Origin of the sequence: Ochrobactrum sp. CGA5 (assembly GCF_006345815.1) — a bacterium.
Classification (GTDB): Bacteria; Pseudomonadota; Alphaproteobacteria; order Rhizobiales; family Rhizobiaceae; genus Brucella.
This window is the reverse complement of record NZ_VCIG01000003.1, coordinates 17,910-35,617: the sequence shown is the minus strand read 5'-3', so window position 1 is coordinate 35,617 and position 17,708 is coordinate 17,910. Positions and strand designations below refer to the sequence as shown.

Here is a 17,708-nt window from a genome sequence, read left to right as displayed (position 1 = left end):
TGCGTCGACAATAATGGGTTGGGGAGATCGGGCAGGTTCCAGTTGCAAAAATTTGCAACTGGCCGTGCGACGGTGCATAATCCGCCCATGAGAGAATCGTACAAGAAGCCCGATTATGAACAGGAACTGCGCCAGGCAGGCGTTCGCATCACGCGGCCGCGCCGGATCATCCTGAACATTTTAACCGAGACGGAAGATCATCCTGACGCGCTGGAAATTTTTCGCCGCGCGGTTGAGATCGACAGCAGTATTTCGCTTTCGACCGTTTATCGCACGATGAAGCTTCTCGAAGAACGCGGTGCCATCCACCGGCACGCCTTTGCCGGAGGGCCTTCGCGGTTCGAACAGGCAAGCGGCGCGCACCACGACCACATCATCGATATGGATTCGGGAGATGTAGTGGAGTTCCGTTCCGACAAGATCGAAAAACTGCAAGAAGAGATCGCCAGGTCGCTCGGTTACGAGATCGTGCATCACCGGCTCGAACTTTACTGCAAAAAAATCAGAAACTGACGGAACCAAGTCTCGTCTGTTGCGTTAAGCGCGCATGAAGGTCGTTACCCCGCCCCCACACACGGCCTTCAGAGTTCGCCTCAACCTCCCCGCACGAGGCGAGCGGCGAGAATGCCGCGCTGACCGTCAAACGTTAGAAAGCTGGCGTTCCGCAAATTCAGAGCAAGCCGCTGTGGTTCAGGCCGAGCCTGACCATGGCGGCTTTTTTGTAGCTAGGGATTGCCGCCTGATCAGGCGTCGAACTGTTCCGTGGGGATGAAAAGAGAATAGACGGCCCCAGTTCCATCGATGCGATAGTCAGCGTGACCATTGACGGCGGACGGAACGATGCGTTGTAGCACGGCGCTGCCGAAGCGCGGATCGTGCTCGAAAACCTCGGGCATTGCCGGATTGGTTTCTTCCCAGTGAAACTCCAGCCTGTCATCACCGCTGGCGACATGAATGACCTGGGCTGAAATCTTCACACGGCCATAGGGGATCGAAAGACCGCCGAAGGAGGTCGCATTGACCACCAGTTCATGCAATGCGAGGCCGACATGCAGTGCGGCACCGGGAAAAAGATAGGGATTATCGCCCTCGATAGTCAGGCGCTCGTCGTTGACATCGATATATTTCTCGACCTGCGAATGGACGAGATCGCGAAACAGCGCACCACGCCAGTTTGAATCGGTTACCAGATCCTGCGAATAGGAAAGTGACTGGATCCGCCCGCGAAACTTCAGCAGAAAGTCGTCGATGGAATCAGTAAAGCGTGCCGTCTGGCTGGCGATGCTTTGCACGATGGCCAGAAGGTTCTTGGAGCGATGGCTGACCTCGCGCAACAAGGTTTTCAGCACCTGTTCGCGCCGTTTCAGCTCGCTAATTTCGATGGCGGTGGTCACGAGTCCCAGAATATTGCCGCTGTCGTCGCGGTCGCAGTCGATATGGAATTCGATCCAGCGCAGCTTGTCACCATCATTGATGGCGATCTCTACATTCTGCGCTTCGCCGCTTTCAAGCGCCGCGCGCTTCGCGCTGTCAAGCTTGTGCAAGGTAGCGGAGAAAATGAAATCGCAATCGCTGCCGCCGACTTTCCACTTTTCCTGCCAGTAGAACGGGATGTTTTCTCCCCATGAATAAACCAGGTCGGGTGTCTGGTAGAGCACGCAGACATTGCTGTTGCGCACTGCTCTCAGCAATGCGCGCAGGCGGGCGGCATCGGGCTCGGTTTCCTGCAGTGTGAATTTTGTGCCAGCGGTCATGTTTGCCCCGATTATCCAACAACCGAACTGAAATCGCCTATTGTCAAAGCGGCAAAAGTTCGGGGAGAACTGAGCGGAAATTTCCGTGCCATGGCGTCCATTTCATCGACCGGTTGGCGGGTCTGGATCGAAAGATCATCTTCTGATCCTTGAACTGCCCCGGATTTTGGAACCAGTAAACCGCCGCATAGTCGTATGCGGCGGACGATCTCATCAAACTGCAATATAGGCTGGTGTATCGTCAGGTCAAAAATAACCTTTGATTTTCTATCTGTTACGCCTTGCGGATCGCCGAGGCGATGAGCGAAACGACGAGCAGAGCAAGGAATACGAAGAACAGAATCTGCGCTATACCGGCTGACGCACCAGCGATGCCGCCAAAGCCGAGCGCACCTGCCACGAGTGCCACCACAAGGAATACGAGCGCATAATAAAGCATGTCTGATCTCCTCTTTATTGTGTGAAGAAGAAACGACATTGAAGCCGTATTGGTTCCGTGGTTTCGGGAAAAATAAGGCGCTCACAACTCTAAATACTCATAACAGAATGTAAGGCGGCGCGATATCGGGACGCGCAGGCACCAACAGCACAACTCCCGGAAGCCGTCTGCCTTTCGGGAGTTTGTGATCGTTGGTTTTAGGCGGCGACTTGCGAGGCCTCTTCAAAGAAGAGAGCCTGGCTGATCAGCGCTTTCACCATATCTGGATTAAACGGCTTGGTGACGAGGAAGGTCGGTTCCGGGCGTTCACCCGTCAGAAGACGTTCCGGGAAGGCAGTGATGAAAATGACCGGGATGGTGTCGTTCTGCAGGATTTCATTCACTGCATCGATGCCGGAGCTGCCATCGGCAAGCTGAATATCGGCCAATACCATGCGCGGCTTTTCCTGCTTGTAGAGCGCCAGCGCCTCGTCCTTGGTGCGTGCGATGCCAACCACTTCATGGCCGAGGCTTTCAACCATCTGCTCAATATCCATCGCGATCAGTGGTTCGTCCTCGATGATCATGATGCGTGTCGCGACCTGACGCGAGATGTCAGTCGATGCAGACGAAAGCGCACGGCTCAACTCAGCATCGTCCAGTTCAAGAATTTCGGCGGCTTCCTTGTCGGAGAAACCTTCCACCGCCACAAGCAGGAATGCCTGACGCGGCAGGGGCGCGATATGCGAAAGATTTCTTGCCGCCTGCTGTTCCCACGCAAACTCAGATGCCGATTCCGGCACTCGAACGGAAGCCGTCTTATAAAGATGGCAGAAAAGGCGATAGAGGCCGATCCGGTCGGAAGACGCGTCCGGAAAAATGCTCACATCTGCAATCAGGGCTTCGAGGGCAGCCGCTACGTAAGCGTCACCGGAAGCCTGGGAACCGGTAAGAGCACGAGAAAAACGACGGAGATAGGGAAGGTGCGGCGCGATACGCGTCGATAACGTCATGGTATTGGAACTCCTCAACTGCCGCTTTCGTTCATTCAATGTACATGTGTGGACAAGGTTCTTGTCCTCTCCCACCCATGCTTTGAGCGCAGCATTATGCTACTCTAAACGGGGCGCCTCGAAAAAAGTTCCGACATTGGGAGATATATTAGGGAACTTTTTGATAGTCCGTGCATTTCCCGGACAAGCAGGGGCTTAGATTAATAGGGTAGGGCAATCAGCCCGGAACGATCAAGATATGGCAGAAAAAGAAAACCTTCAAATGAATGGAGCTGGGGTTCGGTCGTCCCGGCGCGTTCAGAAGGATATATTAGGACCAAATTGCGAAGTCGGATTGAAACTAAAGGCACTGTACACCTCGATACAGGATGAGACGATCCCGGATCGGTTCCTCGATCTTCTCCAAAAACTCGATCAGGCTGAACAGGAGAGTATGCGTGAACACAGCACCCGGTCAGTCGGTTGAAAGCAATGCGCAGTTCAAGCGGGAGCTTCTGTCATCGCTGCCGAGTCTTCGCGCCTTTGCGGTGTCGCTGATCGGCCAGCACGACAAGGCTGATGATCTCGTACAGGATACGATTATGAAGGCGTGGGCCAAGCAGGAGTCCTTTGAAATGGGGACGAATATGAAGGCTTGGCTCTTCACCATTTTGCGCAACGAGTTCTACACACAGATGCGCAAGCGCGGTCGCGAGGTGCAGGACACGGATGGCGTTTTCAGCGAGCAGCTCGCCGTGCATCCTTCGCAATATGGCACGCTCGATCTGCAGGATTTCCGTGCAGCATTGGAGCAATTGCCCGACGATCAGCGCGAAGCGATCATTCTGATCGGCGCTTCGGGCTTCGCCTATGAAGAAGCTGCAGAAATCTGCGGTTGTGCCGTTGGCACGATCAAGAGCCGTGTCAGCCGCGCTCGGACGCGTCTGCAGGAAATTCTCAAGATCGAAGGCGAAAGCGATTATGGCCCGGATGCCGATTCATCGCGGGCAACTCTGAGAAGCTTCGCGTAACACAAGAGTTCTTGCCCCCCCTCTTTCCGACGGAAAAGGGGGGAACTCTTTAGAGCGCGTTTCGATCTGATTGAATCGGGTCCGCGTTCCGGCTGTTTGTCCATTGGACAGATTTCCCTACATGGCGTGTCATATGTCTTTACCTCAAAATCGGTTTCCGCTTTTGAACGACATGCTCCACAATCTTAAACAGTCACCTGTTTTCGCCCACAGCGATTGCATTTTCTCCAGCCAATTGTAGGTTAGCTTCTGCTGATATTCTTATCAGCAGAGTGATCGTTTATTTGTGGGTTGCGTCCTTGCCATCAGCCTTGTTGCAAAAACTGCTTCAATCGTCGTCGAAGCCGGTTGCGGTTATCGTCTCGCTTGGCCTTGTGCTGCTGTCGGCGATCATGACGCTTTTTCTGTCGTCCGGGGTCAGTCATCAAGTCGTCGATATTTCCCGCAATTACGCTTTGCGTCAGCAGGTCGACAAGGTTGCCCGTCTTGCAAGCAATATCGAGATGAGCCGCCGCGGTTATCTTCTGACGCTGGATGAGTCCTATCTCGATCTTTATCGAAATACGATCCTGAGTGTGGAAAAGACGCTGACTGATCTCGAAGCCCTGACGGACGAGAATCCGTTGCAGGAGGCGCGGGTCAAGCAGATTCGCGCGCTGGTCGAGCGCGAACAGGAAGATGTTCGCGAGACGGTCAATCTTGCCCAGTCGGGCGACGTTGCGGCGGCGGTTGAGAAAGTGCGTGGTGATGAAGGCAAGGTGCTGATGGATCAGCTAGCCAACACCGTTACGCAATTTATCGATGCGGAAGAACAACAGCTTTTGGAACGCAACAAGCGGATCGGAGTCATGCGCTACTGGATGACGGCGACGTCCATGGTAGCGCTTGCTTCGGCCGCCATGCTGGCGCTTCTGCTGTTCAGCCGTGTTCAGCGTTATGCACGATCGATGTTCGAGGGACAGACGGCGCTACTGTCCGAAAAGCAATTGCTGGAACAGCGCGTGAAGGAACGGACCGCCGAGCTTGAGCAGGAACGCCGCATTGCAGAGCGCGAGCGCGAGCGGGTCGAGCTTTTGTTGCAGGACACCAATCATCGTATCGGCAATTCTCTGGCAACGGTTTCATCCCTGCTTGGCCTTCAGATGCGTCAGACGCGGAGCGAGGACGCACGTGCCGCTCTGGCCGCCGCTCGTGATCGTGTCCAGACCGTGTCGACGGCGCACCGGCGCCTGCGTCTGGGCGAGGACATGGAATCCGCCCGCGTCGACGACTTTCTGGAAACCGTCATCAACGATATTCGCAACGCAATCGGGCAGGACCGCAAGATCGGGTTCACGACCGATTTCGCACCACTGGATCTCAAAGCGCGTGATGTAACGACGATCGGTATTATTCTGGGCGAGCTGGTTACCAATGCGATCAAGCATGCATTCAAGGGACGTTCGGAAGGGCACATTTGGATCAGCATGAAGCCGGGAGATGACTCAGTTCCTGTTCTGGTCGTGGAAGATGACGGTGTGGGCTTCGACAAGGACCATCAGAAAACAGGCGAAAAGAACGGTCTTGGTACACTGGTTGTCGAGCAGCTTTGCATGCAGTTCGGCGAAAAGCCGGTTTACTGCAAGACAGATGACGGTGTCGGAACCAGGGTTGTTGTCCGCCTGTCGTCGCTGGCGCATGAATGTGATGTTTGATACTTTCCGACAATTGCTCAGCGCACACATCCGACGGATGACAATGTCGGAAACAGATCACGGTAGGAAATGAAAACGCCGACAAAATAATGTCGGCGTTTGCCTCATGGGCGTGATGCGGTCAGCTTTGCGGAGGGCGCTTTTTCTTGTCTGAAAGAAGTGAGACCAGAGCAATGCCCGCAAGCGGCAGGGCGGCGGCGAGTATTGGCCGCTTGAGGATAGCAGGCACCGTTGCGATTGCTGCCGTCGCCACCATTGCCGATTTGTCGGCTTCCATTTTCTGCTTGCGTTTTTTGGCTTCGGACGCGGCCCTAATTTTCAGCACTGCGAGAATGAGCAGCGCCACGATAAGCGACAATGCAGCAAGGATGAGAGCCGCCAGCGGCCCGCCATAGCTCTGCGCCAGCGCGAGAAAGGCGGCGACGCAGAGAAAGGTGATCGCGATGATCACGAAAATGGCGATGGCCGCACAGAAAAGCGCCGCGCGTTTTGTTTGGCCGACGACGAACTTGACTTCCTCGCCTGCCATTGCAGCCAACAGGGGCATGAGAGCTTTCAACATGATCCGCCTCAGCGGCGCGAGAGGAGGGCCAGCAGATAGCCGACACCGAGTGCAGTTGCGAGGGATGCAATCGGGCGTTCGCGCACCGTTGCCGTTAGCTGGGCTTCCACATCCTGCGCCTTGTTGCGTAGATCGTCGATGGCGTCCTCACCTTGAACATAGGCACTCTTATAGGTTTCCTTCGCGCTACGTTTCGCATCGCGGACCGTCTGCGAACCGAGATTGGCAAGTGTTGCCGCAATGGCAGCAATGTCTTCTTTCAGTTGCTCAACCTGAGCCTGAAGATCTTGCGTGCTGGCATCGGTCAGTGCTTCTTCAATCTTTTCTTCGATTTTGTTTGTCTTCGCGGATGCTCGCGCCATATCGGCTCTCCTGTTCATTCTCTGCCTATCGTTTGGATAACGTGCAGACGACTTAATGGTTGCATGCAATCCCGTCACCGGCAACCATACCGGCCGGTCGTCGCAAGTCATGGTAAATACCGGGGTAAACACAGGCGTGATTGCCGGTAAGACGCGGAAGCATCGTGTGCAATGCTTCCGTAACCGTCACGGAATCTACTCCGCTTCGCCGTGAAGGATCGTACCTTCCGGGTCCTTCTTGTAGGCTTCATCCGAATAGGCAGGCTGCGCTTCGAGCTGTTCCTTGGTGAATTGTGTGAAGACATTCAACTTGTCGTCCTTGCCGGTCGCCACATCCAGATTTGCAATGGAAACGGCTACCGGCTTGGAGTTGATGCCGAGGAAACCGCCCACATCGACCACAAAGGCCTCTGTTTGACCGTCAGCGGACATCAGTACATCGCCCACTGTGCCGATTTTTGTCTCATCCGCGCCGAAAACTGTAGCGCCGATCAGCTTGTCGGCGCTTAGTCCTTCGGAGGGCACCGGCTTCATGCCCTCGGCGGCCTCCCTGTCGGCCTTCTGCATCGTGATCGTCTTTTGGGCGACGGGCGGCTCCGTACGTGGCGCTCCATCCGCTTCAAAGGCCGCGCTGCGGTCAAATGCCGGCGCTTTCTCAAGCTGCTCCTTGGTGGCATCCACAATCAGCCAGCGCTTGCCGTTATCGCGAACCACCCAAGACAGATGGTCGAAGCCGATTGCGACATTCTTTTCCCCCACACCGAGAAAGCCACCCACTCCGATGACAACGGCCTGGGGGCTGCCGTCGGCGCCGAGGATCATGTCATTCACTGTACCGATATTCGCGGCATCGTTGGAAGGGCCATTATAGACCGCCTGTCCGATGAAGCCCGACACCAGAAGCTGGCCGGGCGATGCCACGAAGTAACCGTTCTCGCTGGCAATCGGCTTTTCCTGTTTCTCATCGGAGAAGATCGGTGAACCATCCTGCGCGAAGGCGGGCAGGGCGATCAGCGCGGCAAGAGCCGTGGAGGCGAGAAGTCTTTTCATGGAAACTCCTGTCGGTAATTAAGGCAAACCGAAGGCGAGAGGGTATCTCGCCGTCAACAGGAGAAAAAACGAGTGGAAAGTGTTTCAGTTCCGCTCAAAATCTGTGTTATTCGCACGTCGAAATTATGAAGCGCATGTCTTCTCTGTGACTGAAATGGGGCAGGTGCTCCCTTGAGTTGAAGTGCTGCGTTTCAGGCCAGCAGCAGATAAGCTGCTCCTGCCAGCATGATGAATGCCACTCCGATATGGGTTGGCTTCAGTGAACGCTGCTGTACCGGAAGTGGATCGTCATTTCCCGCCATGGCGGTGCGTGCCGCATGTTCAAGTGTCTGAATATCCTTGAGCATCATTGGCATGTCCTCCAGAATGCCGGCCTGGCCGGAACTATACTCCTCCCGCGCCTGGAATTCTCTTTTAAATCCAATCCTCAGGCGGTTGTTTCACCCTATCAGGTCTGATTTGTCACGAATGTGCAACTGGCAAAAAGGCAAGCGCCGAAAATTGTTTGCCTGTCCTTGGATTGCAGGACGAAAATGCCTTTGAAACTAAAACATGACTTGCGTCATCATATTATTGGGCGTTAAGAAGAAGCCCAACAGGCGGCGCGACGGCCTGCATGAAGTTTGGTCATGTGCGCGCAGATTTGAACAATCAAAAGGCGATCAAAATGACTGGTTTCTGGCGAAAAGGTTTCATGGCTGCGGCGATGAGCATCGGCTTGCTGGGTGCAGCTTCTGCATTGGCCCAAGATGGGGGCCAGAATGCAACCCCGTCGACGAATGTCCCTACTGCCCCTTCTATAGAGGCGTCTTCCAGTCCCGCACCAGCCAATACAGTGCCTGCTGCAGCTCCCGCCGCCGCGCCGGTTGAAAGCGAGAACGGTTTGATTCTTCCGCATGACCTTTCGCCATGGGGCATGTTCATGGCTGCGGATTGGGTTGTGAAGGCCGTGATGATCGGTCTGGCACTGGCTTCGCTCGCCACATGGACGGTCTGGGTTGCCAAGACGCTCGAGCTGGCCGGTGCACGCCGCCGTGCCACCAAGGCATTGAAAGTTATCGGTCATTCGGCAACGCTCGCCGAAGCTGTCCGCGCGCTCGACGGCGCCAAGGGGCCGGGCGCAATTCTGGTCCGCGCTGCGGAAGACGAAGTGCGCCTTTCGGTGCCAGCGCTGGCTCGTGCCGGTGGCGAAGGTCTCAAGGAGCGTGTTTCGTCGCGCCTGTCGCGTATCGAAGCCAAGGCCGGGCGTCGTCTTTCCAAGGGCACCGGCATACTTGCGACCATCGGTTCGGTCGCGCCGTTTGTCGGCCTGTTCGGCACGGTCTGGGGCATCATGAACTCGTTCATCAATATCAGTCAGGCGCAGACCACGAACCTCGCCGTGGTGGCGCCAGGTATTGCCGAAGCGCTGCTTGCGACGGCCATCGGTCTCGTCGCCGCTATTCCTGCCGTGGTTATCTATAACGTGTTCGCCCGTTCCATCACCGGATACCGGTCTCTCCTGGCCGATGCTTCGGCAGGGGTAGAACGACTTGTCAGCCGCGACCTCGATTTCAGAACGGCCGGTGTGCGTGAAGGCACGCTGCACGCAGCGGAGTAAACACCATGGCTGGTAAAGTTCGCGAAGGCAGCGGTGACGATCTCGAGCTGAATCACGAGATCAACGTGACGCCCTTCATCGATGTCATGCTGGTTCTGCTCATCATTTTCATGGTGGCAGCACCTCTGGCGACTGTGGACGTGAAGGTGGATTTGCCTGCCTCGACGGCAGCGCCAGCCCCGCGCCCCGACAAGCCGCTCTATGTGACCTTGAAGGACGATCTCAGCATCAGTGTCGGCAATGATGTAGTGGCCCGCGAGCGCCTTGGTGTGGTACTGGATGGCCAGTCCGAGAAAAACAAGGAAGCGCGGATATTTTTGCGTGCCGACAAGAATGTCGGCTATGGCGAGCTGATGCGGGTGATGAATCTTCTGCGTGAGGCAGGTTATCTGAAGATCGCACTGGTAGGGCTCGAAACAGTGGGCGCGAATCCTACCGGGGCCGATCCGGCGTCGTCTTCCGCACCGACATCGCAGGGAGTTGCGCAATGAATGCACTCCCGCCCGACCATCCCCCGGTAAAGGTGGCTTCGGCTGACACTCATCATCATTCCTTCTGGCATGATGCGGGGCGCTGGCTTGGCGCGGGCATTATTGTTCTGACAGTTCACGCCGCTGGCGCCTATGCCGTCCATATGGCACAGGAAGAAGACCAACCCGACGGCGCCCAGGTTGCCGCAATGGTGGTGGAGTTTGCGCCGGAGCCGGAAGCGCCGATGGAAGAACAGATTGCGGAGGAAGCCCAGCCAGAAACGGCTGAAGTGCCGCAGGAACAGATCGAGCCTGAACCGACCCCGCAGCCAGAACCGGAAGAGGTGACACCACCCGAACCTGAGCCTGAACCACAGGCCATTCAGGAGCCGAAAGAAGTGGTTCCTGATGTGGTTGAGGCTGAGAAGCCTGAAATCGCAGTTCCGCTGCCGGTCGAAAAGCCGGAAGTGAAACCGGAACCGAAAAAGGTCGAAAAGCGGAAACCGGCCAAGGTAGAAAAGCCACAGCCAAAGAAGGCCGAGAAAGCGCGAGAAACCCGCCTGGCCGCTGCACCGCGCGTGGATGCAGATGCGGGTGTGAAGGCTGCAGCAAACCGTCAAGGTGAAAACTCGGCTTCGGCTGGGGTCAGCTCAGCAAAATGGACTTCAAAGCTCCAGTCCCATATGGCACGCAATGTGCGCTTCCTGCAGCGCAGATCACGTAATGCCAAGGGGCTCGTTCAGGTTACCTTCGTGATTGATCCTTCGGGTAATGTGCTCTCGGCTCGTCTGGCCGGTTCGTCCGGAAATCCGGACGCAGACAGGCTCGCGTTGGAAGCTGCACGTCGCGCCTCTCCGGTGCCTGCGCCGCCGGCAGCCATTGCCAAAGCGCGCATGCCTATCACCTTGCCGCTGCTGTTCAAATAGACGGTCAAGCGGGAATTATCTGAAAGGCCGTTCTGTAAATCAGGCCGACCTCTTCCATTTCTGCAGGTTCTGCATCACTCCATAAGCCCGAACATCGGACCATAGCCGCCGTGCCAGGATATGTCGTTCCGCTCCAGCGTTGGAACATAGATGCCAGCACCGCCGCCGCCGTCGAGAAACAAGGCATTGGGGCATTTGAGATGGTCTCGGAACAGTCTTGCGAAGTCGTGGAAATTGACCGCGTCCTCGCTGACTGCCAAGCGGATCGCGCCGCCATCGCAAACTCCGACACCGCTGCGCCGGGTCTTGTCGGTTGAGCCGATGATGAAAATCGGATTGATCCTGTTGCGGATGACCAGCATCGGCCCCGATTGGGTGGCCATTAGCGGCTTGATCTTTTGTTTCAGGAAACGGTCTGTTGGCAGAATGTCCGCACCCTTTGCGCCGAGATAGAAGATGCCGTTCGGCTTTTTGTAGAAATTAGGCACAGGAGCGGACCCGCGAACAGGCGTTGTCTTGCTTGCCGGACGAAGCTCGCGGCCATCTTCGACGTAGAGGCCCATCGGTGAAAAATCAGGCTGGTACATTCCGGCATTGAGCGCGAAAAGCAGTGTCTTGCCCTGGCTTGCGGCGGCATCGGCCAGTTTTGAAAAATTGCGATAGGGCTCGCCATCCGCATTTTTCCAGAACAGGTGCAAGCCTGCACCATCGGCCTTGGCATCGCAGATGATGTAATCCGCATTCTCAAAGCTCTCGCGGTTGCAGCTTTCGGTGCGGCCAGGCTGCGTCAGGGCAGCAACGGCGACAGACATTATTGCGACTGCGAACAGGCTTTGCTTGAAGGGAATCATCGCTGTGCTGCCTCCCAAACGGCGTTTCACTATTCCGATGACAGTGCCACAGCCGGGAGCAGGCGAGAAGCCTTGCGTGCAGGCAGGAAGCCGAAGATCAGACCGGTGGCGAAAGCACAGGCGAAGGCCAGCAGGACGGGCCCCATGCTGTAGCCGACCGAAAGACCGGCCCAGTCAGCGATCGCCGCAGCGCCCAGCCCAATCACGACGCCAAACGCGCCACCAATGGCTGATACGGTCAATGCCTCGGTGATGAATTGCAGCAGGATATCGCGTCGGCGTGCGCCGGTTGCCATCCGCACGCCGATCTCACGCGTGCGCTCGGTCACGCTCACCAGCATGATGTTCATGACGCCGATGCCGCCGACCAGAAGCGAGATTGCGGCGACGGACCCCAGAAACAGTGTCATCGTATTGCCCATCGCCGTCGCGTCCTCGCGGATGGAGGACATGTTGGTTATCATCGTGTCGCGTTTCTTGTGGCGCTGGTCGAGCAGGTTCTGAATCTGTTCCTGCGTCGTGTTGATGAGGTCCGAATCCTTTACCTGCACTGTGATGGTGCGCACATATTTTTGTCCGAACAGCCGCAAATTGCCGGTTGAAAGCGGCACGACGACCACATCGTCCTGATCCGAACCGCCAAAGCCTGCGCCCTTCGGCTCCAGTGTTCCGATCACCTGAAACGGAATTTTCTGGATCAGGATATATTGGCCGATGGGATTGCTGCCGTCAGGGAACAGCGTGTTGACGACAGTTTTGCCCAGAACCGCGACGGGCGCATAATTGTCCATATCGCTCTGGCTGATGAAATCGCCTGTGGCAACCTTCCACGATTTGGCCTCGGAAAAGGCGGGAACAGTCCCGTTTGCCTGCGACTGGTAGTCGACGTTGCCACGGCGCAGCGTCACCGTGCCGGTGACTTCGGGAACGGCGGTTCTGATGTTCGGCAGTTCCAGGATGGCGGTGGCGTCTTCGGGAACCAAAGTCGCTATTGAGCCGGTCGCTCGGAAACCCGCCATGGAGGGACGCACCAGAATAAGATCGGTGCCCATTGCATTGATGCGGTCGAGAATCGAGTTCTGTGCGCCTGTGCCGATGGCGAGCATTGTCACCACGGAACTGACGCCGATAATAATGCCGAGCAGAGTGAGGATCGTCCGGAAGATATTGGCCCGCAATGCGCGCATTGCCATCTTCACCGCTTCCGAAACATCAGCGATACGGGCGGAACTTCCTTCAATGCTCTTCTCCAACCGGAATGGCGCCTGAGTATCGGGAATGGCGCGCTTTACAGTATCGGAGAGTATCTGGCCGTCGCGGATTTCGATCAGCCGGTCGGCGCGTTCGGCCACTTCGCGGGCATGGGTGATGACAATGACCGTATGTCCCTGCCGATGCATGGAGCGCAGCAGTTCCATCACATCCTCCCCGCTCTGGCTGTCGAGCGCTCCGGTCGGTTCGTCGGCAAGGATGATACGTCCGCCATTCATGAGCGCGCGGGCAATGGAGACGCGCTGCTGCTGGCCGCCGGAAAGCTGGTTCGGACGATGATCAAGGCGATCACCGAGCTTAAGCGAGTTGAGCAGTTCGGCGGCACGCGCTTGTCGATCCGATGCGGGCAGGCCCGCGTAGATCGCAGGCACTTCGACGTTTTCCTGTGCAGTCGAGGTCGAGATGAGGTTGTAGCTCTGGAAGACGAAACCGAATGTGCGGCGGCGCAATGCCGCCAGTGCATCGGCATCCAGTGTCGAGACGTCCTCGCCATCGAGGAGATATTGCCCGCCGCTCGGGCTGTCGAGACAGCCTAGAATGTTCATCAGCGTTGATTTGCCGGAGCCAGACGCGCCCATGATCGCGACGAACTCTCCAGCCTGGATATCGAGCGTTATGCCGTGCAGTACCTCAACGGTAAGATCGCCATTGTGATAGGTCTTGCGGATATCATCCAGTCTGATGAGGGGCGATTTGGATACGGGATTGTCGGGCATGGGGTGGCTCATCAGAACAGACGCATGCCCGGCCTGCGGCCACGCTGTCCCGCGGCGGCTTCGGCACCGCTGGAAGCGCTGGTGACGACGACCTTGTCGCCTTCCTCAAGGCCGCTTTTGACTTCGGCCTGTACGCGATTGCGTACGCCGATCTGGACCTGACGTTCGATGACCGAGCCGTTGTCGCTGACGACGTTGACCGAAATTTGCGGCTTGCCTTTCTGGTTCTGGCCTTCGCGCTTGTAGTTCAGCGCCGAAGAGGGAACGATCAACACGTCCTTCGCCTCATCAAGAATGAAATAGACCTGTGTGCTCATATCGATCATCAGTTCGCCAGTCGGGTTCGGAACGTCGAACAGAGCATAATAGAGTACGACATTGTTTTCGGTCGCGGGCGTCGGCTTGATCTGGCGCAGCGTGCCGGTGAAGCGCTTTTCAGGCTGGCCGAGCAGAGTGAAATAGACCGGCATTCCGGGTTTCAGCCTGCCGATGTCGGCTTCCGACACCTGCGCTTCCACCGTCATGACTTTGAGGTCGGCCACGGTCACGATGGTCGGCGCGCTTTGCACGGCATTCAGGGTTTCCCCTTCCTTGGCCGCCTGATCGACGACCGTGCCTTCCATGGGGCTGTAGATCTTGGTGTAGCCGAGATCGACCTTGTCGCTGGCAAGCTGGGCCTCTTGCTGGCGGATTTGCGCGCCGAGCGCCTTCACATCCGCATCGGCCATGGCAAGGTCGGCATCGGCCTGATCGACGGTGGACTGCGATACGCCGCGCGTGGCCAGAAGCGAGCGCTGGCGTGCGGCATTGGCTTTCTTCAGGGTTAGCTGGGCTTCCTTGCTCAAAAGCTGTGCCTTGAGATTGTCGAGCTGCGCGCTTGCGATTTCCACTTTCTTCTCGAAAGGCGAGGGGTCGATTTCAGCAATAAGCTGACCCTGCTTGACCTGATCACCTACCTCGACCTTCACACTTTTAAGCTGACCGGATACCTGGGCGCCGACATTGATGCTGCGCAGCGCGCTGAGTGTGCCGACAGCGGTGATGGCGTTTTCGATGTCTCCGCGCTTGACCGTTTCGGCAAGATAGCTCGTCTTCTGCCCGCCGGCCTGTCCCGACCCGTAAAAATACCAGCTCGCGCCAGCGACGATTGCGGCAATGGCAAGCCAGAGCCACCAGCGGCTTGCGCGTTTCTGCGAAGGTGCCTTTCGCCGCTCGGTTTTGGAAGAATCGGAAGTTGTAAGCACCGTCAAACCCTCAAGCTTTCAGAATCTCCGACCTCTGGAGATGTATCTATGTCCCGCAAACTGTCTGTCGCATACAACCAAGGCGGGACAATGCTTGCCCACTATGGATATCTAGCGGAATATCTATGCTTCTCCGCTCAGGATTTCATCTTAATTATTTGTCATGCAATAATTGTCGGTGACACAAGGGCCGAATGACGGCCAGCCCATTATCGTCATCGCCCGCCAGGAAGCGATCAGACCCACCAAGTTGCTGTCAATGTACAACCTGCGGTTATTGTTTTGGAATTTTCCAATAATAACAAAATGATTGCAGTAATTAAGTGTTCTTAAATTATCTCCTGATTAAATTCAGTCGTGAATCTACATCCGAAAGTAGACAAAAGAATTTAAAACGTGACTTGTCCGCAATGGTGGATGGTCGGCGCATGTATGATGCATGTTGCTTTGGACTGAAATGGGAATAAGGTTTCAATGCTCTTTGACGGGAGGGCAAATGGCTTACCTTATTATGGGGCAAAAATGGTATTCATTCGTATCGAACAGGTTTTCTGACCTGCGTCGGCGAATACATTTACTGTTATTTTTCAAGCAAAATAAAAGCGGCACCGCAGCGGTCGAGTTCGCAATATTGGCGCCGGTTTTTCTTTTGATCCTTATGGGAATGATCGCCTTCGGCCTTTATCTGGGCGTGGCGAATGCCGTACAGCAACTTGCGGCCGATGCCACGCGGACGGCGCTGGCGGGTATCGATCCGTCGGAGCGGCAGGCGCTGGCGACAGCCTATATCCAGAACAACGCGGCAAAATATTCGTTGATCGACCCGGTGAAGATGCAGGTGAGTGTCGACAATGCCCAGTCAGACCCGAACCAGTTCACGGTCACGATCCGCTACGATGCGCAAAACCTGCCTATCTGGAACCTGATGACGGGGCTGCCGCTTCCGGACACGATCATTACAAGGGCATCGACAATAAGACTTGGCGGAATCTGACACGGGCGGGGGATTCTATATGCGGGGGTTGGTATCACGTTTTTTGCATGCACGGGGTGGCAATCTGGCAACGATGGCGGCGCTGGTGTCTCCGCTGTTCCTTGCGGTAGCGGCATTTTGCGTGGACACGAGTTCGCTGTTTCTGGAGCGGCGCCAGTTGCAGAGCATGGCGGATTTCGCCGCTGTCGCGGGTGCAGCCTCAATTTCGCAGGCCGATGATGCGGTGTTGCAGCAATTGCGGGCGAACGGCCTTGATCCAGTGTTGATGACAGGCGCTTACGATCCGTCCGTGGTCGATGGAAAGACCGACAACAAGACACGCGTCTGGGTGGAGAAGGGCAATTACTTTCCCGACAAGAACCGCGCTGTCGAGAACCGTTTCGTGGTGGGCGGCGCTAGCCCCGACGCGGTTCGCGTCCGTCTGGCGCGCCCTGGCAATCTCTATTTCGGCCAGTCCTTCATCGACCGGCCTGCGCTCGGCGCAACCGGCATGGCCGCGACGAAGGCGGAAGCGGCATTTTCGATCGGTTCGCGGCTGTTGAGCCTGAATACGACAAATAGCGCATTAAACGCTCTCGTTGGTGGGCTCCTGGGAACTACCATTGATTTGAAGCTGGCAGATTATAACGCACTTGCGGCGACTGATATTAATCTGCTCGGCTTTCTCGATAGGCTGGCCTTGTCGCCCACGGTGAATTTGACGGCAGGCACTTACCAGGATCTGCTTGATACAAATGTATCTGTGGGTGCGCTCGCAAGCGTTATGGCGGAGGTTATAACGAATAATCCAGCGGCAAAGGCTGCCCTTACCGTTCTCGGCAAAAATGCCGGTGCGCTCAGCACAAAGCTGCCGGTCGGGAAGCTATTGGGTCTTGGATCAATAGCCGATGCAACGCTCGGGTCATCCAATAACTACAATATTACCGCCAACGTCCTGCAGATGATATCTGCAGCCGCAATGTTGGGAGGCCAGCATCAACTCCAGCTTGGCAGCGGAATAAAACTGCCGGGACTATTGGGGCTAAAGTTGGATATCGCGATTGGCGAGCCCGCACAGAACACACCGTTCTTTGCCGTTGGTGGAGCAGGCACCTTGGTGCGTACCGCACAGATACGCCTGCTTCTGACACTCGACGTCGGCAATGACGGTATTGTTTCCTATCTTGCGAATGTTCATGTGCCTATCTTTATTGACATTGCGAGCGGTGAAGCAGAATTGAAAAGTATAAGCTGTCCGCAGGGGCCCGGCAGTGCCACAGTGAAACTCGGTGTCAAGCCCGGTGTGGCTGGCGTGTATCTCGGTGATACCGATATCGACTTGATGAAGAATTTCAGTAAGACACCGGTCGTCATGAAGACGACTATTGCTGAAGTAAAAGTGGTTTTTCTGAAAGTCGCGGAGCTTCGCGGGCGCGTTGAACTCCCCCTTGGCAACCCAACGCAGGAAATCATAACCTTCACTCCTGCCGATATCGCAGCTAAACGGGTGCAGACGGCTGATACCAACAAACTTGTTGGGTCTCTATTCGGCGGTTTGATAACCGGTCTTGATCTTGAAGTCGTGTTGATTGGCGTTCTGCCGCTACCTTTGGGAGGCCTTACCCAACTTCTGGGAACATTGCTCACGCCATTGGGCCCGACGGTAGATGGCTTGCTTTTCGGGGTTTTGGATATGCTCGGGGTCAAGATTGGACAAGCTGATGTGCAGGTCACCGGTGTTCTTTGTCAGCGCGCCGTTCTCACGCAGTAAAATAGGCAATAAAAAGCCCGGC

General features: G+C 56.1%; 19 protein-coding genes. 9 read left to right on the top strand and 10 right to left on the bottom strand.

The genetic code is table 11. The features are described from left to right. The first annotated feature begins 87 nt into the window (after positions 1-87). Positions 88-513 carry a Fur family transcriptional regulator gene (locus FJQ48_RS03000; protein WP_061348088.1) on the top strand — a complete coding sequence of 142 codons (426 nt, stop codon included), beginning with the start codon at positions 88-90 and terminating at the stop codon, positions 511-513. Positions 514-743: 230 nt separating this feature from the next. Here the strand turns inward: FJQ48_RS03000 and FJQ48_RS02995 are convergent, their stop codons facing one another. The 3 genes from FJQ48_RS02995 to FJQ48_RS02985 form a co-directional block, all read right to left on the bottom strand. After that, the gene (locus tag FJQ48_RS02995) at positions 744-1,754 is read right to left on the bottom strand and encodes a PAS domain-containing sensor histidine kinase (protein WP_139973735.1); all 1,011 of its coding nucleotides are present in this window, start codon (positions 1,752-1,754) and stop codon (positions 744-746) included. A 274-nt stretch (positions 1,755-2,028) separates the two neighbouring features. After that, positions 2,029-2,193, bottom strand: a complete 165-nt coding sequence (locus FJQ48_RS02990) for a DUF1328 domain-containing protein (protein ID WP_007876538.1) — start codon at positions 2,191-2,193, stop codon at positions 2,029-2,031. Positions 2,194-2,390: 197 nt separating this feature from the next. After that, positions 2,391-3,185: a response regulator gene (locus FJQ48_RS02985; protein WP_139973734.1), complete on the bottom strand. Its 795-nt coding sequence runs from the start codon at positions 3,183-3,185 to the stop codon at positions 2,391-2,393. 238 nt (positions 3,186-3,423) lie between these two features. On the opposite strand from FJQ48_RS02985, the gene FJQ48_RS02980 reads away from it, so the two are divergent. From FJQ48_RS02980 to FJQ48_RS02970, 3 genes are all read left to right on the top strand, one after another. After that, entirely contained in the window at positions 3,424-3,651 is a 228-nt protein-coding gene (locus FJQ48_RS02980) for a NepR family anti-sigma factor (RefSeq protein ID WP_139973733.1), read from the top strand. Further along, complete coding sequence (locus FJQ48_RS02975; protein WP_139973732.1) at positions 3,623-4,195, top strand: RNA polymerase sigma factor; 573 nt, start codon at positions 3,623-3,625, stop codon at positions 4,193-4,195. Before FJQ48_RS02980 ends, FJQ48_RS02975 begins: the two co-directional genes overlap by 29 nt. 299 nt (positions 4,196-4,494) lie before the next feature. After that, complete coding sequence (locus FJQ48_RS02970) at positions 4,495-5,889, top strand: CHASE3 domain-containing protein (RefSeq protein WP_139973884.1); 1,395 nt, start codon at positions 4,495-4,497, stop codon at positions 5,887-5,889. 121 nt (positions 5,890-6,010) lie between these two features. Here FJQ48_RS02970 and FJQ48_RS02965 read toward each other — a convergent pair whose 3' ends face one another. The 4 genes from FJQ48_RS02965 to FJQ48_RS22275 form a co-directional block, all read right to left on the bottom strand. Next, positions 6,011-6,451 (bottom strand): hypothetical protein, encoded by a 441-nt coding sequence (locus FJQ48_RS02965; RefSeq protein ID WP_139973731.1) that lies wholly within the window; start codon positions 6,449-6,451, stop codon positions 6,011-6,013. 8 nt (positions 6,452-6,459) lie between these two features. Further along, the gene (locus FJQ48_RS02960; RefSeq protein ID WP_139973730.1) at positions 6,460-6,813 is read right to left on the bottom strand and encodes a DUF883 family protein; all 354 of its coding nucleotides are present in this window, start codon (positions 6,811-6,813) and stop codon (positions 6,460-6,462) included. Between the two features lie 195 nt (positions 6,814-7,008). Further along, a complete protein-coding gene (locus tag FJQ48_RS02955; protein ID WP_139973729.1) occupies positions 7,009-7,863 on the bottom strand; it encodes a PRC-barrel domain-containing protein in 855 nt (284 codons plus the stop codon). Positions 7,864-8,054: 191 nt separating this feature from the next. Then, entirely contained in the window at positions 8,055-8,213 is a 159-nt protein-coding gene (locus FJQ48_RS22275; protein WP_180350099.1) for a hypothetical protein, read from the bottom strand. A 281-nt stretch (positions 8,214-8,494) separates the two neighbouring features. Between FJQ48_RS22275 and exbB the strand changes: the two genes are divergently transcribed. The 3 genes from exbB to FJQ48_RS02940 are packed head-to-tail and all read left to right on the top strand — an operon-like array spanning position 8,495 to position 10,859. After that, positions 8,495-9,463, top strand: a complete 969-nt coding sequence (gene exbB, locus FJQ48_RS02950; protein WP_139973883.1) for a tonB-system energizer ExbB — start codon at positions 8,495-8,497, stop codon at positions 9,461-9,463. 5 nt (positions 9,464-9,468) lie between these two features. Further along, a complete protein-coding gene (gene exbD, locus FJQ48_RS02945) occupies positions 9,469-9,954 on the top strand; it encodes a TonB system transport protein ExbD (protein ID WP_139973728.1) in 486 nt (161 codons plus the stop codon). Next, entirely contained in the window at positions 9,951-10,859 is a 909-nt protein-coding gene (locus FJQ48_RS02940) for an energy transducer TonB (protein WP_139973727.1), read from the top strand. Before exbD ends, FJQ48_RS02940 begins: the two co-directional genes overlap by 4 nt. Before the next feature lie 74 nt (positions 10,860-10,933). Here FJQ48_RS02940 and FJQ48_RS02935 read toward each other — a convergent pair whose 3' ends face one another. The 3 genes from FJQ48_RS02935 to FJQ48_RS02925 are packed head-to-tail and all read right to left on the bottom strand — an operon-like array spanning position 10,934 to position 14,942. After that, positions 10,934-11,710, bottom strand: a complete 777-nt coding sequence (locus FJQ48_RS02935; protein WP_139973726.1) for a phosphodiester glycosidase family protein — start codon at positions 11,708-11,710, stop codon at positions 10,934-10,936. Between the two features lie 29 nt (positions 11,711-11,739). Next, on the bottom strand, positions 11,740-13,710 hold the full coding sequence (locus tag FJQ48_RS02930; protein ID WP_139973725.1) for a MacB family efflux pump subunit: 1,971 nt from the start codon (positions 13,708-13,710) through the stop codon (positions 11,740-11,742). Continuing rightward, entirely contained in the window at positions 13,710-14,942 is a 1,233-nt protein-coding gene (locus FJQ48_RS02925; RefSeq protein ID WP_139973724.1) for an efflux RND transporter periplasmic adaptor subunit, read from the bottom strand. Before FJQ48_RS02925 ends, FJQ48_RS02930 begins: the two co-directional genes overlap by 1 nt. Before the next feature lie 556 nt (positions 14,943-15,498). Here FJQ48_RS02925 and FJQ48_RS02920 point away from each other — a divergent pair. Together FJQ48_RS02920 and FJQ48_RS02915 are read left to right on the top strand one after the other, a co-directional pair. Further along, entirely contained in the window at positions 15,499-15,936 is a 438-nt protein-coding gene (locus FJQ48_RS02920; RefSeq protein WP_348770736.1) for a TadE/TadG family type IV pilus assembly protein, read from the top strand. A gap of 19 nt (positions 15,937-15,955) precedes the next feature. Beyond that, positions 15,956-17,686: a TadG family pilus assembly protein gene (locus FJQ48_RS02915; RefSeq protein WP_139973723.1), complete on the top strand. Its 1,731-nt coding sequence runs from the start codon at positions 15,956-15,958 to the stop codon at positions 17,684-17,686. Positions 17,687-17,708: the final 22 nt, after the last annotated feature.

Excerpts from the sequence above, each read along its gene's own strand:
- FJQ48_RS03000 (WP_061348088.1), top strand. The coding sequence starts at position 88 with ATGAGAGAATCGTACAAGAAGCCCGATTATGAACAGGAACTGCGCCAG.
- FJQ48_RS02995 (WP_139973735.1), bottom strand. The coding sequence starts at position 1,754 with ATGACCGCTGGCACAAAATTCACACTGCAGGAAACCGAGCCCGATGCC.
- FJQ48_RS02990 (WP_007876538.1), bottom strand. The coding sequence starts at position 2,193 with ATGCTTTATTATGCGCTCGTATTCCTTGTGGTGGCACTCGTGGCAGGT.
- FJQ48_RS02985 (WP_139973734.1), bottom strand. The coding sequence starts at position 3,185 with ATGACGTTATCGACGCGTATCGCGCCGCACCTTCCCTATCTCCGTCGT.
- FJQ48_RS02980 (WP_139973733.1), top strand. The coding sequence starts at position 3,424 with ATGGCAGAAAAAGAAAACCTTCAAATGAATGGAGCTGGGGTTCGGTCG.
- FJQ48_RS02965 (WP_139973731.1), bottom strand. The coding sequence starts at position 6,451 with ATGTTGAAAGCTCTCATGCCCCTGTTGGCTGCAATGGCAGGCGAGGAA.
- FJQ48_RS02960 (WP_139973730.1), bottom strand. The coding sequence starts at position 6,813 with ATGGCGCGAGCATCCGCGAAGACAAACAAAATCGAAGAAAAGATTGAA.
- FJQ48_RS02955 (WP_139973729.1), bottom strand. The coding sequence starts at position 7,863 with ATGAAAAGACTTCTCGCCTCCACGGCTCTTGCCGCGCTGATCGCCCTG.
- FJQ48_RS22275 (WP_180350099.1), bottom strand. The coding sequence starts at position 8,213 with ATGATGCTCAAGGATATTCAGACACTTGAACATGCGGCACGCACCGCC.
- exbD (WP_139973728.1), top strand. The coding sequence starts at position 9,469 with ATGGCTGGTAAAGTTCGCGAAGGCAGCGGTGACGATCTCGAGCTGAAT.
- FJQ48_RS02940 (WP_139973727.1), top strand. The coding sequence starts at position 9,951 with ATGAATGCACTCCCGCCCGACCATCCCCCGGTAAAGGTGGCTTCGGCT.
- FJQ48_RS02935 (WP_139973726.1), bottom strand. The coding sequence starts at position 11,710 with ATGATTCCCTTCAAGCAAAGCCTGTTCGCAGTCGCAATAATGTCTGTC.
- FJQ48_RS02930 (WP_139973725.1), bottom strand. The coding sequence starts at position 13,710 with ATGAGCCACCCCATGCCCGACAATCCCGTATCCAAATCGCCCCTCATC.
- FJQ48_RS02915 (WP_139973723.1), top strand. The coding sequence starts at position 15,956 with ATGCGGGGGTTGGTATCACGTTTTTTGCATGCACGGGGTGGCAATCTG.